Source organism: Enterobacter sp. KB-221C9 (assembly GCF_041320715.1).
Lineage (GTDB): Bacteria > Pseudomonadota > Gammaproteobacteria > Enterobacterales > Enterobacteriaceae > Enterobacter > Enterobacter asburiae_D.
The window spans coordinates 41440-59458 of the sequence record NZ_JBGIWG010000001.1; the positions used below are offsets into that span (position 1 = coordinate 41440).

The following is an 18019-nucleotide window of genomic DNA, read 5'->3' on the forward strand; positions in this document are numbered from 1 at the left end:
TGGGGCAGGGCGCTTACCGGTGCAATTTCCCGTGATCCCGCAGCCACGCCGCCGTGCGCACAATCCCTTCATCCAGCGTCACGATCGGTTTATACCCCAGCTCGTTCTCTGCCCGCGAAATATCCAGCGTAAAATCAAAGTTAAGCTTCGATACGCCGTAATGCGTCAGCGCAGGCTCTTTGGCCGATTTACTGCCAAAACGCTCCATGCTGCGGGCAATCATATCCAGCATCGGGTAGGGCACGGAACGGATACGGCAGTCGATCTGTAGCTCGTCGATCAGCCGCTGCACAATGCTGCGCAGCGTGCACGGTTCGCCGTTAGTGATGTTATAGGCGCGACCGGAAATCAGCTTATCGCAGTCCGGCTGGCTTGCCAGCCACATGGCGTGAACGGCATTTTCGTAATAGGTCATATCCACCAGCGCATCGCCGCCGCGCGGCAGCAGCACGCTGCCGTAGTGGTGCATCATCTGCGCCAGACGCGGAATAAACACTTTGTCGTGCGGCCCGAACAGGCTCTGCGGACGCAGTACCGTAAAGCGGGTATGCGGGTTCGACTGCGCCAGCAGGTCAATCACCTCTTCGCTGGCCGCCTTGCTGCGGGCAAACTCACAGGCAAAGCGAGCCGGGCGGAAATCTTCCTGCACGTCACGATGGTGGTGATAGTTGAAATAGAGTGACGGTGACGAGATATGAATAAAGTTACGCACGCCCCAGGCGACGGCCCATTCGCCCAGACGGCGGGTTGCCCGCACGTTGGCGAGATCGAAGGCTTCCTGGGTGCCCCACGGGGAGGTGAAACTGGAGCAGTGCCACAGCGTGTCGATACCGGCGAGCATCACTTTCGCCTGAGAGGAGACCAGCTCCGTCAGGTCAGCATGGACGAACTCTGCGCCCATTTTTTGCAGCAGTTTTCCCATCGCTTCGTTGCGACCGGTAGCCCTGACGCTGATGCCCTTGCTGCGCAGAAATTCGACCGCATTTCGGCCTAAGCCGCTGGTCGCCCCGGTAACCAGTACCTTCATATCAATCCACTGTGTTGAAAAGAATTTCGTGCGCATTCTTTCGTGAATTACGACGCTATGCAATGGGAAAGGTGAAAGAAAGAGAGTTTTATTTAGATCTTTTCCGTCTTTTGTTCTGCCCGTTGCGCAATGCGTTTCGCCATCCCGCGGAAGATAAACAGGTGCGCAGGGATCATCAACAACCAGTAGAACAGACCCGGCATTCCGTGCGGATGCCACCAGGCGCGGACGTCCAGTTCACGATGATCACCTTTGTCTTTCAGGGTAAAGCAGAGCCGGCCCAGCCCCGGTGCTTTCATACCGAACAGCAGCGCCAGCTGTTTTTCCGGCTCGACGATGATCACCTTCCAGCTGTCGACCGCATCGCCCACCTCAAGATACGGGCGTTCCGGGCGGCCTTTTGCCAGCCTGTGCCCCACCAGCAGATCCATTGCCCCGCGCGTTTGCCAGAGGATATTACCGAAGAAATAACCGTCTTTGCCGCCAATCTGGTTCACGACCTCCCACAGATCTGCAAGGCTGGCGGAAGTCTTCACCGTGCAGCCCGCCTGTTTCGGGTAATAGCCATACTCCGGGCGCCAGCGGGCAAACGCCTGGGCGTCATAGCCCCAGTCGCTGGAGTTCACCAGCTGCTCTTCTTCCTTCAGCGTGTTGCGCACGGCATCGTCAAAGCGGATCAGGTCCTGGGGAATGAGTGCCCGCAGTTCGCTGTCGTCCGCCAGCAAATCGTGCTTCAGCCCCTGGATCAGCGCTTTGGCGGTCGTCGGCGGCACGGAGGTGATCACATTCAAAAACCACACCGAAATCCAGCGGGTTGGAAAGGGGATAGGGATCAGCCAGCGGCGACGGCCGCTGACGCGCATGAAATGTTCGAACTGCTCCTGATAGCTCAGGACTTCGGGACCTGCGGCTTCCAGCACGCGGTGTTGCTCCGCCGGGTGATCCAGCAGCGCCACCAGATAATGCAGTAAATTCTCCAGCGCAATCGGCGTGGTGCGCGAACGAACCCAGCGCGGCGGCGTGAGTACCGGCAGGTTGTAGACCATATCGCGCATCACTTCGAAGGCGGCGGAGCCCGCGCCGACGATAATGCCGGCGCGCAGTTCGGTGACGGGGATAGCGGCGCCGCGCAGGGTTTCAGCCGTCAGCTGGCGGGCCCGAAGATGATCGGACTGCTCGTGTTCTGGCGCCTGGAGCGAGCTTAAAAAAATCACCTGCTTCACCGGCGTTTGCAGCAGGGCATCGCGGACGTTCATCGCCACCTGCCGCTCGTGGGCGATAAAATCCCCGCCTTCGCCCATGCTGTGCACCAGGTAGTAAAGCGTGTCGACCCCTTCCAGCAGCGCGGGAAGTTCCTTCGGCCAGTTGAGGTCAACGTTATGGCAGGTGACGCCAGGCAAACTGAGTTTTTGCAGCCGTTCCGTGTTGCGTGCCGCAGCCAGCACCCGGTGTCCCTGCTGGCTTAACGCCACGGTGAGATGCTGACCGATATACCCGCTGGCGCCGAGCACCAGAATGCGTTGCGGCACGTGATGCTCCTTATCGCTGTATAAACGCCTGCCAGTGTTTCACCACGTCCGCCAGCTGTTCGCGGCTCACGTCAAGATGCATGACCAGGCGCACAACGGGTGAGGCGTTGATCAGCACGCCACGAGATTTCATAAATTCACCCAGCGCGGCGGCGTGCTCATCGCCCACGCGAACAAACAGCATGTTGGTGTCGTGACGCATCACGTCGGCGCCAATTTCGCGCAGCTGCGTAGCCATCCACGCGGCGTTGTCGTGATCGTCCTTCAGGCGCGCCACGTTGTTTTTCAGGGCATACAGCCCGGCCGCCGCCAGAATGCCCGCCTGACGCATGCCGCCGCCGGTCATTTTGCGCCAGCGGTTGGCGCGCTTGATGTAGTCTGCGTTACCGACAAGCAGGGAACCCACCGGCGTGCCCAGACCTTTAGAGAGGCAGATGGTGAACGAGTCGCAGTATTGCGCAATTTCTTTCAGCTCGCAGCCGTACGCCACCACGGCGTTAAAGATGCGCGCGCCGTCCACGTGCAGGCCGAGCCCGCGCTCGCGGGTAAATTCCCACGCTGCTTTCAGGTACTCGCGCGGCAGCACCTTGCCGTTGTGGGTGTTTTCGAGGCTGAGCAGCCTGGTGCGGGCGAAGTGAATATCGTCAGCCTTGATTTTCGCCGCGACCTTATCGAGCGGCAGGGAGCCGTCCGGCGCGGCGTCAATGGGCTGCGGCTGAATGCTGCCGAGCACCGCCGCGCCGCCTGCTTCGTACAGATAGTTATGCGCGCCCTGGCCGACGATATACTCTTCACCGCGCTCGCAGTGGCTGAGCAGTGCGACCAGGTTAGCCTGCGTACCGGTTGGCAGGAACAGGGCAGCCTCCTTGCCGCTCAGTTCAGCCGCGTAGCGCTGCAGTTCGTTGACCGTCGGGTCATCGCCGTAGACGTCGTCCCCGACCGGGGCGGCCATCATCTCTTCGAGCATGGCGCGGCTCGGGCGGGTTACGGTATCACTGCGTAAATCAATCATGGCATGTCCTTATTATTAAAAAGGCGATGCCAGATGTTTTACCTGAGCCAGTTGGTTTTTGCCAGTTCGATCACCTCATCGCCGCGCCCGCTGATGATGGCGCGCAGCATATACAGGCTAAAGCCTTTGGCCTGTTCCAGCTTGATCTGCGGCGGGATCGCCAGCTCCTCTTTGGCGACGACGACATCCACCAGCACCGGACCGTCGATGGAGAAGGCGCGCTGCAGGGCTTCATCCACCTCGGAGGCTTTCTCCACGCGAATGCCGGTGATGCCGCAGGCCTCGGCGATGCGCGCGAAGTTGGTGTCGTGCAGCTCGGTGCCGTCCGTCAGGTAGCCTCCGGCCTTCATCTCCATCGCCACAAAGCCCAGCACGCTGTTGTTAAAGACCACGATTTTCAGCGGGAGCTTCATCTGCACCACCGACAGGAAATCCCCCATCAGCATGCTGAACCCGCCGTCGCCGCACATTGCCACCACCTGACGCTCCGGCGCCGTCGCTTTTGCGCCCAGCGCCTGCGGCATGGCGTTAGCCATCGAGCCGTGGTTGAACGAGCCGAGCAGGCGGCGTTTGCCGTTCATCTTCAGGTAGCGCGCGGCCCAGACCGTTGGCGTGCCCACGTCGCAGGTGAAGATGGCATCGTCGTCGGCGAAATGGCTGATCTGCTGCGCCAGATACTGCGGGTGAATGGCTTTGTCGCTCGGTTTGGCGAGGTCGTCCAGCCCCTTGCGGGCATCGCGATAGTCGCTCAGGGCCTTATCAAGGAACTTGCGGTCGGTTTTCTCTTCCAGCAGCGGCAGCAGGGCGGCAAGGGTAGATTTAATGTCGCCCACCAGCGCCATATCGACCTTGCTGTGCGCGCCGATGCTGGCCGGGTTGATATCAATCTGAATGATTTTCGCATCCGCCGGGTAGAACGGACGATACGGGAACTGGGTGCCGAGCAGGATCAGCGTGTCGGCGTTCATCATGGTGTGAAAGCCGCTGGAGAAACCGATCAGCCCGGTCATCCCCACGTCGTAAGGGTTGTCGTACTCGACGTGCTCTTTGCCGCGCAGGGCGTGGACAATCGGCGATTTCAGCTTACCGGCAAATTCAAGCAGCTCCTTGTGCGCGCCCGCGCAGCCGCTGCCGCACATCAGGGCGATATTGCTGGAGTAACGCAGCAGCTGCGCCAGCTTTTTCAGCTCCTCTTCAGCAGGCGTCACCACGGGCTGCGGGGCGTGATACCAGTGGGTGCTGGCCCCTTCCGGCGCGGCCTTGAGGGCCACATCGCCCGGGATGACGACCACAGAAACGCCGCGGTTCAGCACGGCTTTGCGCATGGCGATCGCCAGCACCTGCGGGATCTGCTCCGGGGATGAAACCAGCTCGCAATAGTGGCTGCATTCACGGAACAGCTCCTGTGGATGCGTCTCCTGAAAATAGCCGCTGCCGATTTCGGAAGAGGGGATATGGGCGGCAATGGCCAGCACCGGCACGTGGTTACGGTGACAGTCGAACAGCCCGTTGATCAGATGCAGGTTGCCGGGACCGCACGAGCCCGCACACACGGCCAGTTCCCCCGTGAGCTGTGCTTCCGCGCCTGCGGCGAAGGCGGCAACCTCTTCATGGCGGGTGGGCATCCATTCGATGGTCTTCATCTTGTTGAGGCTGTCGCTAAGTCCGTTCAGGGAATCGCCGGTTACGCCCCAGATACGTTTCACGCCAGCCTGTTCGAGCGTTTTCGCAATATATGCAGCCACGGTTTGTTTCATGGTTGTCCGTCTCCTTTTTGTGATATCGCTTACAAGCTTAGAAGAAAGTCTCCGTATTGCCCGTCATCTCCCCCTAATTAAAAGGTGCTTTTCACGCGCAATTATTCGGCATAATCTGGCAATACCTCGGTGAAAACAGGAATAACTTCAAATGGTTAAATCATTGTTAATTGCTGTAAATGAAAAGCTATCGTGCGACGATCTTGGCAAACTCTTGTTACGACTTGCCGTCGGCGGGCTGATGCTTTTTCACGGCTTGCACAAGCTTTTTGGCGGCGTGGGCTTTATCAGCGGCATGCTGGTGGAGAAAGGGCTGCCGGGGTTTATCGCCTACGGCGTGTTGGTTGGCGAAGTGGTGGCACCGATCCTGATTATTGTTGGACTCTTTACGCGCCCGGCCGCGCTGGTGCTGGCGTTTACGATGATTGTGGCGTGGCTGATGGTGGGCGTGGGGGAAACGCTCGCGCTCGATAAGGTTGGCGCATGGGCGATTGAAAGCCTGGTGTACTTCTTTATCGGCTCGCTGGCTGTCGCGTTTTTAGGGGCAGGGCGGTTTGCGGTAGGGAAAGCGCCCGCGTGGCGATGAAGACGGGTGTGCTGATAACAAAAGGGTCTGTGGACCCTTTTTTATCGAAGCTTTTTAAGTCTTTGATTTTATTGTGCTGAATTGTATGTCATGAAAAAGGGTTTAAGGGGGATTTTTTAGGGGAATTCTTTATCTTACAAGGTGATAGGTGTAGATTGTTCCAGTTCACTGCCGTACAGGCAGCTTAGAAAATCTGCATCAACGGCGCGTTGGTCACGGTGTGGTTCACTGCCGTACAGGCAGCTTAGAAACCTCTTTTGGCGAAATGTTCGGGTTGTCCAAGGTTCACTGCCGTACAGGCAGCTTAGAAATCAACCCCCAGCGCATACTCTGCGTTTACCCTGTTCACTGCCGTACAGGCAGCTTAGAAACAGCGTGGACGGGTCAGAAATGCCTGAGTACCGTTCACTGCCGTACAGGCAGCTTAGAAATGGGATATGCGTCATTCGGAACAGAGGGACTAGTTCACTGCCGTACAGGCAGCTTAGAAAGTGACGAGCTACTCAAGCCGGACGGACAGTGAGTTCACTGCCGTACAGGCAGCTTAGAAATTGAGCGCCTGAAGTTTTATCGTGAGAAGTCGGTTCACTGCCGTACAGGCAGCTTAGAAAACCAACAAGAATGGTGCCCGTTGCCTTTGCGCGTTCACTGCCGTACAGGCAGCTTAGAAATCGTGTACTGATGGAACCTATACAGTTACAGAGTTCACTGCCGTACAGGCAGCTTAGAAAGAGCGAGCCGTCGCACTTCAGCTGATGGGGCAGTTCACTGCCGTACAGGCAGCTTAGAAATGCCAGGCTCAGCATTCAGCACGCAAGATATTGTTCACTGCCGTACAGGCAGCTTAGAAAGGGCGCATTGGCTACTCAGCCAATTATGCTGCGTTCACTGCCGTACAGGCAGCTTAGAAAATCCTGCTCTTCTGGCGTCGCCAGTGATAAGTGTTCACTGCCGTACAGGCAGCTTAGAAATTGGGCCTGTTCTCTTTGCTTAGCCTGCAGGAGTTCACTGCCGTACAGGCAGCTTAGAAATGAACACCCCGGAGGGCGAACGCAGCAATGCCGTTCACTGCCGTACAGGCAGCTTAGAAAATTACAGAGCGTCACGCGTTGGCGCTCGATAAGTTCACTGCCGTACAGGCAGCTTAGAAGGCACTTCAGCCGGGTAAGCGTCGGTGGTTAGGGTTCAATGCCGAACAGGCAGCATGCACAATGTAGGTCGGGTAAGCGTCAGCGCCACCCGACAAAAGCCCGGTGGCGCTGACGCTTACCGGGCCTACAAGCCAATATTTCCGAATAAGCCTGAATTAGCACCGTCTTCATCGGGTGCGGATAAACGAAACGTCGCCCGACAAAAAGCCCGGTGGCGCTAGCGCTTACCGGGCCTACGAAGAGCCAGCACGTACAAAGTAGGCCGGGTAAACGCAGTGCCACCCGGCAAAAATGGTGGCACCGCATCACATTACGCCAGCACCAGGTCCCCCTGCGGATGGCACGAGCACGCCAGCACGTAACCCTCGGCAATTTCCGCGTCGGACAGCGTCATGGTGCTGGTGACGGTATACTCGCCTGAAACCACCTTCGTCTTACAGCAGCCGCACACCCCCGCACGACAGGCAGCCACGACCGGCACCTTGTTGCTTTCCAGCGCCTCCAGCAGCGTAGTCCCCACGCGGCCAAAGAAGGTCTGCGCAGGCTGCAGCTTGGTGAACTTAACGCCGCTGGCTGCCGCTTCCGCCACTGGCGTGAAGAACTGCTCTTTGAAGAAGCGGGTCACGCCAAGCGCTTTCACTTCTTTTTCGACGATATCCATGTACGGCGCCGGGCCGCAGGTCATCACGGTGCGGTTCGCCATATCCGGCACGCTTTGCAGCAGCTCGCGGCTCAGGCGACCGGGCACAAAGCCGTGGGTCGCGTTGTGCTCAGCCACCAGCGTCACCGGATAATCACGCCATTCCCCGGCAAAAATCACGTCGTCCGGGGAACGTACGCTGAAGATCGTCTGCACGTCGGCCTGCGGGCGGTTCTTCGCCAGCCAGCGGCGCATCGACATGATCGGCGTCACGCCACAGCCCGCCGCCAGCAGCAGGAATTTATCGTCTGCTTTGTCGTCACAGGTGAAATCACCCTGGGCGTCAGACAGCCAGATATAATCCCCGCGCTTCACGTCTCGCGTCAGCCACTGCGAGCCTGCGCCGTCTTCAACGCGGCGGACGGTGAGCGTAATGTACTCGCTCACGCCCGGCGTTGAGGAGATCGTGTAGGCGCGCAGGGTGTCCGCCGAGTTGCGAACGCTGACCAGCGCATACTGACCTGCACGGTACGGATAGTAGTCATGGCACAGCAGCGACAGCGTCCACACATCCGGCGTCTCCTGATGGATGTGATGAACCTGCATCCGCCACGGACATTGTGAGGTTGGCATGGTCATGAATAACTCCTTACGCGCTCAGCAGCTGCTTCATATCATCTTCAACGTTGGTCACGGAACGCAGACCGAATTTCTCGTTCAGCACCGCCAGCAGGTCCGGCGTCAGGAAGCCAGGCGCGGTCGGGCCGGTCACGATGTTGGTGACGCCGAGAGAGAGCAGGGTCAGCAGGATGACGATCGCTTTCTGCTCAAACCATGACAGCACCAGCGACAGCGGCAGGTCGTTGACGCCGCAGCCCAGTTTCTCCGCCAGCGTGACCGCCAGAATAATGGCCGAGTAAGCATCGTTACATTGGCCCGCATCGATCAGGCGCGGCAGACCTTCGATGTCGCCGAAGTCCAGCTTGTTGAAACGGTATTTACCGCACGCCAGGGTCAGGATCAGGCAGTCTTCCGGCACGCTGGTGGCGAAATCGGTGAAGTAGTTACGCTCGCCGCGCGCGCCGTCGCAGCCGCCGACGAGGAAGATGTGGCGCAGCTTTTCACGGCTGACGAGATCGATCAGCGAATCAGCGGCGCCGAGCAGGGTCTCGCGACCGAAGCCGACGGTGATCAGGTGCGGGATCTCGCTGTACGGGAAGCCCGCCATCTGCTGTGCCTGGGCGATAACCGGACCGAAATCGTCACCTTCAAGATGGCTCACGCCCGGCCAGCCGACGATACTGCGGGTCCAGATGCGGTCGTCATACGCGCCTACGGTAGGGTCGATGATGCAGTTAGAGGTCATCACGATAGGGCCCGGGAAGCGGGCGAACTCCACCTGCTGGTTCTGCCAGCCGCTGCCGTAGTTACCGATCAGATGCTTAAATTTACGCAGCTCCGGGTAGCCGTGCGCCGGGAGCATTTCGCCGTGGGTATAGACGTTAACGCCGGTGCCTTCGGTTTGCTTCAGCAGGTTGTAGAGATCTTTCAGGTCGTGACCGGAAATCAGGATGCACTTGCCTTCGGTCGCTTTCACGTTCACCTGCGTCGGCGTCGGGTGGCCGTAGGTGCTGGTTTCACCGGCATCCAGAATGCTCATCACGCGAAAGTTCATCTGGCCGATTTCCATTGAGCACTCCAGCAGGGCGTTCATATCGGCAGGCCAGGTGCCCAGCCACGCCATGATTTTGTGGTACTGGGCATAAATCTCATTGTCGTACTGACCCAGAACGTGCGCGTGCTCCATATACGCCGCAGCGCCTTTCAGGCCGTACAGGCACAGCAGGCGCAGGCCGAGAATGTTCTCGCCAATCGCCGCTTTGTCTTTATTCGGGGTGAATTCTGCCGCCTGACGCTGGAGGTCGCCCAGATCGTCGCTCACCAGCTGAAGTTCTGACATCGGGTTTTCCACGCGGGCGCTGGCGTCCGCCTTCAGGCACTGTGCTTTCAGCGCTTCACGCAGGGCAATCGCTTCGCGGGCATAGCCGACAATGCGCGGAGAGTCGAAGTTAACGTTGGTGAGCGTGGAGAAGAAGGCGCGCGGGGCGAAGCTGTCGACGTAGTGGTCGACAATGCCGTATTCGCGGGCTTTGAACGCCCATGCGGAAAGGCCTTGCAGGGCAGCAATCAGCAGGTCCTGCAGGTCAGATGTTTCTGCGGTTTTGCCGCACATACCCTGTGCGTAAGAGCAGCCATTGCCTGCCGGGGTACGGATGGTTTGTTCACATTGCACACAAAACATAATCACACCTGTTAAAGTTATATTTGATATACATGTTTAAGGTTATGCCTGTGCCAGAACGGAGAAAAGGGCTTTCTGCTACAAAATAGAGGGAGATTGATTTAGCGCAATTTTGGCGGCAGGAAACCTACCGCCAAAGAAGTATCAGGCAGAGAAGAAGGCCATCATGACCGGAACCAGCAGGCTTAAAATAAAGCCGTGAACGATAGCCGCGGGCACCATCTCCAGCCCCCCGGAGCGCTGGAGTACCGGCAGGGTAAAGTCCATCGACGTCGCGCCGCACAGGCCCAGCGCGGTAGAACGACTGCGGCGAACCAGGCTCGGGATCAGCATGATGGCAATCAGCTCGCGCGCCAGATCGTTAAAGAAGGCGGCGCTGCCGATCACCGGGCCGAATGATTCGGTCAGCAGAATACCGGAGAGGGAGTACCAGCCAAAACCTGACGCCATCGCCAGGCCGGTTTTCAGCGGCAGATCGAGAATAAAGGCGTTAATGACGCCCGCCACCATTGAACTGGCGACAACAATCACCGCAACCATCATTCCCCGACGGTTGAGGACAATTTGTTTCAGCGTCATGCCATTATTTCGCAGCTGAATACCGATCAGGAACAGCAGGAAGATCAGCGTATATTCACTGGCCTCTGTCGCGTGCTGTAAAAATGCCCAACCGGTCAGCCCAAGAAGAAAACCGAGCACCACGACGCCGCATAATTTTAATGATTCAAGCGCCATTGCAATTCGTGAAGGGAGTTTTTCCTGATGATGGTGATTTTTCCATGGAATAGTGCGTTCCAGCCACAGCAGCGCGGCAATATTGCACAGCAAAATAACCACCACGGTGACGACAGAATAATGAAGGATGGAGAGTAAATTCGCCGACAGGTTATCCAGGAAAGCCAGGCTTATCCCCATAAAGAAAAGAATGACGTAAACAATCCAGCTGAGAAAACGGTTGATAAGCCGTAATGCGGATTCCTGATGCAGCGGGATAAGGTAGCCCGCAATCAGGGGCAGCAGAATAATGAGGAGTCCTGAAAACATGAACAGCCGGTCCTTTTGAGTATCTGTTGAGCGCCAGAGACACTACCCAATAAAGGCTGTTCAGTAAAGCGGCAAAAGAAAGCCGGGTGGCGCTAGCGCCACCCGACATTACAGGCCGCACGTAATTAATCGCGTTTTTCCAGCAGGGTGCGGTACAGCACGCCGCCCAGGATACCGCCGATAATTGGCATCACCCAGAACAGCCACAGCTGTTCAAGCGCCCAGCCGCCCTGGAAGATGGCGACGGCGGTGCTGCGTGCCGGGTTAACGGAGGTGTTGGTGACCGGAATCGAAATCAGGTGAATCAGCGTCAGCGCCAGACCAATGGCAATCGGGGCAAAACCGGCTGGCGCGTGCTTGTCCGTTGCGCCGTGGATCACCAGCAGGAAGCCCGCGGTCAGCACAATTTCAATCACGATGGCAGACAGCATGGAGTAGCCGCCCGGAGAGTGTTCGCCGAAGCCGTTAGAGGCAAAGCCGCTGGCCGCCGCGTCGAACCCGGCTTTACCGCTGGCAATCACGTACAGAACGCCAGCCGCAATAATACCGCCAACCACCTGCGCCACAATGTAGCCAATCACGTCTTTAGCCGGGAAACGGCCGCCCGCCCATAAACCTAATGTCACTGCCGGGTTAAAATGACCGCCGGAAATATGACCCACGGCAAACGCCATGGTTAATACGGTTAAACCAAACGCCAGCGCGACGCCGACAAAACCAATGCCTAATTCCGGGAATGCTGCTGCCAGAACGGCGCTACCGCAGCCACCAAATACCAGCCAGAATGTACCAAAGCATTCTGCCGCTAATTTTCTAAACATAACCACCTCAAAATAATTATCCGCACGCTTTCCTGCGTGTGGGTTATATCGTCAAAAAGGGATGACGACTCAAAGAGTCTCTATTTTAAAAAATAACCACACCCCTTCGCCACTTAAATAAATTAGATGGGTTTGATTTTAGGCAATGTGATGTCATTCCTTGTTCGAGCCGGCGGTAAATAGAGCATAGCTCATTTTTGAATGGGTGAATGTTGTACTGTCGTCGCCACCATCCTCCCGCTATACTGCTGATAACTTAAAGGAAAAAGTGATCATTTGTCGGGGGATTTATGCTTCTCGAACGTGTGGAAATTGTCGGATTTCGCGGTATTAACCGTCTGTCGCTCCAGCTTGAGCAGAACAACGTCCTGATCGGCGAGAACGCGTGGGGTAAGTCCAGCCTGCTGGATGCGCTGACGCTACTGCTTTCGCCCGAAGACGATCTGTATCACTTCGTCCGCGACGATTTCTGGTTCCCGCCCGGCGACGTGACGGGGCGCGAGAAGCACCTGCATATCATCCTGACGTTCCGCGAATCCGAGCCTGGACGTCATCGCGTGCGTCGCTTCCGCCCGCTGTCACCTTGCTGGGTGCCGTGCGATGACGGTTTCCACCGGATTTTCTATCGGCTGGAAGGGGAGATGGCGGAGAACGAGGGCGTTCTCACCCTGCGTGATTTTCTCGATGAAAAAGCCAACCCGATCCCGCTGGACAATATCGACGATCTGGCCCGTCACCTGATCCGCCTGACGCCGGTGTTACGCCTGCGCGATGCGCGCTTTATGCGGCGTATTCGTAACGGTACCGTACCGAATATGCCGGAAGTGGAAGTCACCGCCCGCGAGCTGGATTTTCTGGCAAGAGAGCTGGTGTCGCGCCCGCAGAATCTGACCGATGGTCAAATCCGTCAGGGGTTGTCCGCAATGGTGCAACTCCTGGAGCACTATTTTTCCGAGCAGGGAACCTCGGCGTCGCGCCATCGTCTGATGCGCCGCCGTTCTCATGACGAGCAGCGAAGCTGGCGTTATCTCGACATCATTAACCGGATGATCGACCGGCCCGGCGGTCGTACCCATCGGGTGATTTTGCTGGGGCTGTTTTCAACGCTTCTGCAGGCCAAAGGCACCGTTCGTCTTGACCGGGACGCCCGGCCGCTGCTGCTGGTGGAAGACCCGGAAACGCGCCTGCATCCCATCATGCTCTCCGTGGCATGGCATCTGCTGAATCTGCTGCCGCTCCAGCGCATTACGACCACCAATTCCGGGGAGTTATTATCGCTGACGCCGGTAGAACACGTCTGTCGCCTGGTGCGTGAATCCTCCCGCGTCTCCGCTTTCCGCCTTGGGCCGGGCGGTTTGAGCGCGGAAGACGGACGGCGCATCGCGTTTCATATTCGCTTTAACCGCGCGTCGTCGCTCTTTGCCCGCTGCTGGCTGCTGGTGGAGGGGGAAACGGAAACCTGGGTCATCAACGAGCTGGCGCGCCAGTGCGGCCACCATTTTGATGCGGAAGGCATTAAGGTGATTGAATTCGCCCAGTCGGGATTAAAGCCGCTGATAAAATTTGCCCGCCGGATGGGGATCGAGTGGCACGTGCTGGTAGACGGTGATGAGGCGGGTAAAAAATATGCCTCGACCGTGCGGAGCCTGCTGAATAACGAGCGAGAGGAAGAGCGCGACCATTTAACCATGCTCCCTGCGATGGACATGGAACACTTTATGTATCGTCAGGGGTTCGACGACGTCTTTCACCGCATTGCCATGGTGCCGGTCGATGTCCCGATGAACATGCGGCGCGTGATCGCCAAAGCCATTCATCGTTCGTCAAAACCGGATTTAGCCATTGAAGTGGCGACGGAAGCGGGGAGGCGGGGCGTGGAGGCGGTACCGACCCTGCTGCGGAAGATGTTCTCCCGCGTGCTGTGGCTGGCACGCGGAAAAGCGGATTAGCGTTGGGTCGCCTGTTTCACCTGCTGAATCAGGCTATCCAGCAGTTCGTAGCGGCGGCGATATTCGGCGCGTTTTTTGCTGGCGATCTCTTCCATCGGTTTACGCGGCATGACGAGCGGCAGCATAAAGTTACCGTTATCCTGTTTTTCACCGCCGATGGAGAGCCAGAAACTGTCGTAATCGGCTAACAGTTTGCCCTCTTTTTTCTTGCGGTAGCGCCAGCTGCGATAAATATGGGTATCGTTACTGACGGCGACAATCTGCTCTACCGGGAACGCGGCGCCGAGCGTCATTGCGGCCTCGACCAGCAGACGTTTCGGGAACAGACCGTGGCAGGCTTTCGTCGCGCCCTGGATCAGCTCATGGGGAACATGCGCTTTTGCGCCCTGCAAACCGCCAATGAACAGCGTCGATTTTCCCTCAAACGGGCATAGCGTAAAGGTCATCTCCGCCAGCGCCGTATTTTGACCGTCACAGAAAACGAGGGTAGCTTCTCCCTCTTTATCCATAAACGCGTCGGCACACAGACGGACGGTAAATTGCTGTTCATCTTTTCCGGTTAAGGTCAGCAGAGTCACGCCCTGCTTTGAAAGGTAACCATGAGTCAGCGTCGCCGGCAGCTGGCGACACATCATCTGATAGTGCCAGGACAGCGATTCCAGCGCACGCTGTCGATCCATATTGACCGTCAACCACGGACGATGAAGGCGGCAGGGCAGACCCGGCTGAACCTGGAGCATTTGCATCAGGTGCGGATGTTTTGCAAGCTCAGACAGCAGACGCGCGGTGCTGAGCGGTGTCGCCAGTGAACGCAGCATGAACTTACGTCGGTAGGCGGTTTTTTCCCATGCCAGCCCGGGTGCGATCTCACCGAAAGCCAGGTTTTTGAAGAGCTGCCAGCCGGATTTTGGCTGCGGCAGGTTTGAAAGTGATGTATCGACGATAGAAGACATGGTAGATCCTGATCCTTTTGGAATATCGCTATTTCAGCAGGGGAAATGTCAACATCTCGTAAACAAATTAGGACGATTTCGGAGAACAGGGGTTTCGTTGAAGAGTCGTTTAGTTAGAATCAACACTTATCATTGCCAGAACATTTATTTGGAATATTTATGAACCTCAAGGGAAAACGCAGAACGCTGTTTCTGCTGCTGGCGGTCGTAGTTTTAGCCGGTGGATACTGGCTATGGCAGGTGCTGAATGCGCCGGTGCCACAGTATCAGACGCTGATTGTTCGCCCGGGCGAACTGCAGCAAAACGTCCTCGCGACGGGCAAGCTTGACGCGCTGCGCAAGGTTGACGTCGGCGCTCAGGTCAGCGGCCAGCTGAAAACGCTGTCGGTTGAGATTGGCGACAAGGTGAAAAAAGGCCAGCTGCTCGGCGTTATCGATCCCGAGCAGGCTGAGAACCAGATCCGCGAGGTGGAAGCCACGCTGATGGAGCTGCGCGCGCAGCGTGCGCAGGCGCTGGCAGAACGTAACCTGGCCCAGGTAACGCTGACCCGTCAGCAGGCGCTGGCCAAAACCCAGGCTATTTCGAAACAAGATCTCGATACTGCCACCACTGAACTGGCGGTGAAACAGGCGCAGATCGGCACGATTGACGCGCAAATCAAACGCAATCAGGCCTCGCTGGATACGGCGAAAACCAACCTCGACTACACCAAAATCGTCGCGCCGATGGCGGGCGAAGTGACCCAGATCACCACGCTGCAGGGCCAGACGGTGATCGCCGCGCAGCAGGCGCCAAACATTCTGACGCTGGCGGACATGAGCACCATGCTGGTTAAAGCCCAGGTCTCCGAGGCGGATGTGATCCATCTTAAGCCGGGGCAGAACGCCTGGTTTACGGTGCTGGGCGACCCGCAGACGCGCTACGAAGGCGTGCTGAAAGACATTCTGCCGACGCCGGAAAAAGTGAACGACGCTATCTTCTACTATGCCCGCTTTGAGGTGCCAAACCCGCAGGGCGTGCTGCGCCTGGATATGACCGCGCAGGTGCATATTCAGCTGACCGGCGTGAAGAACGTGCTGACTATTCCGCTCTCTGCGCTCGGCGAATCCGCCGGGGAGAGCCGTTATAAAGTGAAAGTGCTGCGCAACGGCGAAACGCGCGAGCGCGAGGTCGTGATCGGCGCGCGCAACGACACCGACGTGGTGGTGGTGAAAGGGCTGGAAGAGGGCGAGGAGGTTGTTGTCAGCGAAAGCCTGCCCGGAGCCGCCAAATGACGGCGCTGCTTGAGCTGAATAACATTCGTCGCAGCTATCCCTCCGGCGACGGCCCGGTGGAGGTGCTGAAGGGCATCTCCCTGCGCGTGGAGGCGGGCGAGATGGTGGCGATTGTCGGCGCATCGGGTTCCGGTAAATCGACGCTGATGAACATTCTCGGCTGCCTGGATAAACCGACCAGCGGTACCTATCGCGTGGCCGGGACGGATGTCTCCACGCTAGACGGTGACGCGCTGGCGAAGCTGCGCCGGGAACACTTCGGCTTTATCTTCCAGCGTTACCATCTGCTTTCTCACCTGAATGCGGCGCAGAACGTGGAAGTGCCTGCGGTCTATGCGGGCGTCGAGCGTAAAAAGCGCCTTGAGCGCGCGAAGATGCTGCTGACGCGTCTGGGGCTGGCAGAGCGGGTGGAGTACCAGCCCTCGCAGCTGTCCGGCGGCCAGCAGCAGCGCGTGAGTATTGCCCGCGCCCTGATGAACGGCGGGCAGGTGATCCTCGCGGATGAACCGACCGGCGCGCTTGACAGCCATTCCGGCGAAGAGGTGATGGCGATCCTCCATCAGCTTCGCGATCAGGGGCACACGGTGATTATCGTTACCCACGATCCGCAGGTGGCGGCGCAGGCGGAACGCATTATTGAGATCCACGACGGCGAGCTGGTCAGCAATCCGCCGCCGCGCGAGTCCAGGGCAGCGGCGCCGAAAGAAGTACTACCGGCATCAACCGGCTGGGGACAGTTCTCCAGCGGCTTTCGCGAGGCGCTGACCATGGCCTGGCTGGCGATGGCGGCCAATAAAATGCGCACCCTGTTGACGATGCTTGGCATCATCATCGGCATCGCCTCGGTGGTGTCGATTGTGGTGGTGGGCGACGCGGCCAAGCAGCTGGTGCTGGCAGATATCCGCGCCATTGGCACCAATACCATTGACGTTTATCCCGGCAAAGACTTTGGCGACGACGAGCCGCAGTATCAGCAGGCGCTGAAATACGACGATCTGGCGGCGATTCAGAAGCAGCCGTGGGTGAACTCCGCCACGCCTGCGGTTTCGCAGAACCTGCGTCTGCGCGTGGGCAACGTTGACGTGGCCGCCAGCGCTAACGGCGTGAGCGGAGACTATTTCAACGTCTACGGCATGACCTTCAGCGAAGGCGCCACCTTCAACGCCGAGCAGCTGGCGGGCAGGGCGCAGGTGGTGGTGCTGGACGCGAACTCGCGCAGACAGCTTTTCCCCAATAAAGCTAACGTGGTAGGCGAAGTGATCCTGGTCGGCAACATGCCTGCCACGGTCATCGGCGTGGCGGAAGAGAAGCAGTCGATGTTTGGCAGCAGCAAGATCCTGCGCGTCTGGCTGCCCTATACCACCATCTCAGGGCGGATTATGGGGCAGTCCTGGCTCAACTCCATCACCGTGCGCGTGAAGGAGGGCTACGACAGCGCGCTTGCCGAACAGCAGCTTGAGCGGCTGTTAACCCTGCGCCACGGGAAGAAAGATTTCTTCACCTGGAATATGGACGGCCTCTTGAAAACGGCGGAAAAGACCACACGTACTCTTCAGCTGTTCCTCACGCTGGTGGCGGTGATCTCGCTGGTCGTCGGCGGCATCGGGGTGATGAATATTATGCTGGTGTCGGTAACCGAGCGCACCCGGGAGATCGGCATCCGCATGGCGGTCGGGGCCCGGGCCAGCGACGTGCTGCAGCAGTTTTTGATTGAAGCGGTACTGGTGTGTCTGGTCGGCGGGGCGATGGGCATTGCGCTCTCGATGATGATCGCGTTTGCGCTCCAGCTCTTTTTACCCGGCTGGGAGATTGGCTTCTCGCCGGTTGCCATTATTACCGCATTCTTGTGTTCGACCTTTACCGGCATTTTGTTTGGCTGGTTGCCCGCCCGCAACGCGGCGCGGCTGGATCCGGTGGACGCGCTGGCTCGGGAATAACCCGAAAATAAAAATGCCAGCCGATCGGGCTGGCAT

At 58.1% G+C, this 18019-nt stretch carries 13 protein-coding genes and 1 CRISPR repeat array; of the genes, 4 read left to right on the forward strand and 9 right to left on the reverse strand.

The window, feature by feature from the left end; genetic code table 11:
- Positions 1 to 13 precede the first annotated feature (13 nt).
- From AB8846_RS00215 to poxB, 4 genes are all read right to left on the reverse strand, one after another.
- The gene (locus tag AB8846_RS00215) at positions 14 to 1027 is read right to left on the reverse strand and encodes an NAD-dependent epimerase/dehydratase family protein (RefSeq protein ID WP_370731746.1); all 1014 of its coding nucleotides are present in this window, start codon (positions 1025 to 1027) and stop codon (positions 14 to 16) included.
- 92 nt (positions 1028 to 1119) lie between these two features.
- Entirely contained in the window at positions 1120 to 2556 is a 1437-nt protein-coding gene (locus AB8846_RS00220; protein WP_370731747.1) for a DUF2867 domain-containing protein, read from the reverse strand.
- A gap of 10 nt (positions 2557 to 2566) precedes the next feature.
- Positions 2567 to 3568: a low-specificity L-threonine aldolase gene (ltaE, locus tag AB8846_RS00225; RefSeq protein ID WP_370731748.1), complete on the reverse strand. Its 1002-nt coding sequence runs from the start codon at positions 3566 to 3568 to the stop codon at positions 2567 to 2569.
- Positions 3569 to 3606: 38 nt separating this feature from the next.
- Positions 3607 to 5325, reverse strand: a complete 1719-nt coding sequence (gene poxB, locus AB8846_RS00230; protein ID WP_047346936.1) for a ubiquinone-dependent pyruvate dehydrogenase — start codon at positions 5323 to 5325, stop codon at positions 3607 to 3609.
- A 151-nt stretch (positions 5326 to 5476) separates the two neighbouring features.
- On the opposite strand from poxB, the gene AB8846_RS00235 reads away from it, so the two are divergent.
- Entirely contained in the window at positions 5477 to 5911 is a 435-nt protein-coding gene (locus tag AB8846_RS00235) for a DoxX family protein (RefSeq protein ID WP_063144446.1), read from the forward strand.
- A 163-nt stretch (positions 5912 to 6074) separates the two neighbouring features.
- Positions 6075 to 7122: a CRISPR direct-repeat array (repeat unit 28 nt; unit sequence GTTCACTGCCGTACAGGCAGCTTAGAAA).
- A 250-nt stretch (positions 7123 to 7372) separates the two neighbouring features.
- Here AB8846_RS00235 and hcr read toward each other — a convergent pair.
- The 4 genes from hcr to aqpZ all read right to left on the reverse strand — a co-directional run bounded on the left by hcr (position 7373) and on the right by aqpZ (position 11869).
- The gene (gene hcr, locus AB8846_RS00240) at positions 7373 to 8341 is read right to left on the reverse strand and encodes an NADH oxidoreductase (RefSeq protein ID WP_370731749.1); all 969 of its coding nucleotides are present in this window, start codon (positions 8339 to 8341) and stop codon (positions 7373 to 7375) included.
- Positions 8342 to 8351: 10 nt separating this feature from the next.
- Positions 8352 to 10004, reverse strand: coding sequence for a hydroxylamine reductase (gene hcp / locus AB8846_RS00245; protein ID WP_033145071.1), 1653 nt, complete (start codon positions 10002 to 10004; stop codon positions 8352 to 8354).
- 144 nt (positions 10005 to 10148) lie between these two features.
- A complete protein-coding gene (locus AB8846_RS00250; protein ID WP_063144444.1) occupies positions 10149 to 11048 on the reverse strand; it encodes a lysine exporter LysO family protein in 900 nt (299 codons plus the stop codon).
- A 125-nt stretch (positions 11049 to 11173) separates the two neighbouring features.
- A complete protein-coding gene (gene aqpZ / locus AB8846_RS00255; protein ID WP_014883193.1) occupies positions 11174 to 11869 on the reverse strand; it encodes an aquaporin Z in 696 nt (231 codons plus the stop codon).
- A gap of 290 nt (positions 11870 to 12159) precedes the next feature.
- On the opposite strand from aqpZ, the gene AB8846_RS00260 reads away from it, so the two are divergent.
- Complete coding sequence (locus tag AB8846_RS00260; protein WP_063144443.1) at positions 12160 to 13818, forward strand: ATP-dependent endonuclease; 1659 nt, start codon at positions 12160 to 12162, stop codon at positions 13816 to 13818.
- Here AB8846_RS00260 and AB8846_RS00265 read toward each other — a convergent pair.
- Positions 13815 to 14771 (reverse strand): VirK/YbjX family protein, encoded by a 957-nt coding sequence (locus AB8846_RS00265; RefSeq protein ID WP_370731750.1) that lies wholly within the window; start codon positions 14769 to 14771, stop codon positions 13815 to 13817. The two genes, AB8846_RS00260 and AB8846_RS00265, sit on opposite strands and share 4 nt — an antisense overlap.
- Positions 14772 to 14930: 159 nt before the next feature.
- Between AB8846_RS00265 and macA the strand changes: the two genes are divergently transcribed.
- Positions 14931 to 16046 carry a macrolide transporter subunit MacA gene (gene macA / locus AB8846_RS00270; RefSeq protein WP_032658226.1) on the forward strand — a complete coding sequence of 372 codons (1116 nt, stop codon included), beginning with the start codon at positions 14931 to 14933 and terminating at the stop codon, positions 16044 to 16046.
- Positions 16043 to 17983 carry a macrolide ABC transporter ATP-binding protein/permease MacB gene (gene macB, locus AB8846_RS00275; RefSeq protein ID WP_370731751.1) on the forward strand — a complete coding sequence of 647 codons (1941 nt, stop codon included), beginning with the start codon at positions 16043 to 16045 and terminating at the stop codon, positions 17981 to 17983. The genes macA and macB overlap by 4 nt, the downstream gene beginning before the upstream one ends.
- Positions 17984 to 18019: the final 36 nt, after the last annotated feature.

Excerpts from the sequence above, each read along its gene's own strand:
- AB8846_RS00215 (WP_370731746.1), bottom strand. The coding sequence starts at position 1,027 with ATGAAGGTACTGGTTACCGGGGCGACCAGCGGCTTAGGCCGAAATGCG.
- ltaE (WP_370731748.1), bottom strand. The coding sequence starts at position 3,568 with ATGATTGATTTACGCAGTGATACCGTAACCCGCCCGAGCCGCGCCATG.
- poxB (WP_047346936.1), bottom strand. The coding sequence starts at position 5,325 with ATGAAACAAACCGTGGCTGCATATATTGCGAAAACGCTCGAACAGGCT.
- AB8846_RS00235 (WP_063144446.1), top strand. The coding sequence starts at position 5,477 with ATGGTTAAATCATTGTTAATTGCTGTAAATGAAAAGCTATCGTGCGAC.
- hcr (WP_370731749.1), bottom strand. The coding sequence starts at position 8,341 with ATGACCATGCCAACCTCACAATGTCCGTGGCGGATGCAGGTTCATCAC.
- hcp (WP_033145071.1), bottom strand. The coding sequence starts at position 10,004 with ATGTTTTGTGTGCAATGTGAACAAACCATCCGTACCCCGGCAGGCAAT.
- AB8846_RS00250 (WP_063144444.1), bottom strand. The coding sequence starts at position 11,048 with ATGTTTTCAGGACTCCTCATTATTCTGCTGCCCCTGATTGCGGGCTAC.
- aqpZ (WP_014883193.1), bottom strand. The coding sequence starts at position 11,869 with ATGTTTAGAAAATTAGCGGCAGAATGCTTTGGTACATTCTGGCTGGTA.
- AB8846_RS00260 (WP_063144443.1), top strand. The coding sequence starts at position 12,160 with ATGCTTCTCGAACGTGTGGAAATTGTCGGATTTCGCGGTATTAACCGT.
- AB8846_RS00265 (WP_370731750.1), bottom strand. The coding sequence starts at position 14,771 with ATGTCTTCTATCGTCGATACATCACTTTCAAACCTGCCGCAGCCAAAA.
- macA (WP_032658226.1), top strand. The coding sequence starts at position 14,931 with ATGAACCTCAAGGGAAAACGCAGAACGCTGTTTCTGCTGCTGGCGGTC.
- macB (WP_370731751.1), top strand. The coding sequence starts at position 16,043 with ATGACGGCGCTGCTTGAGCTGAATAACATTCGTCGCAGCTATCCCTCC.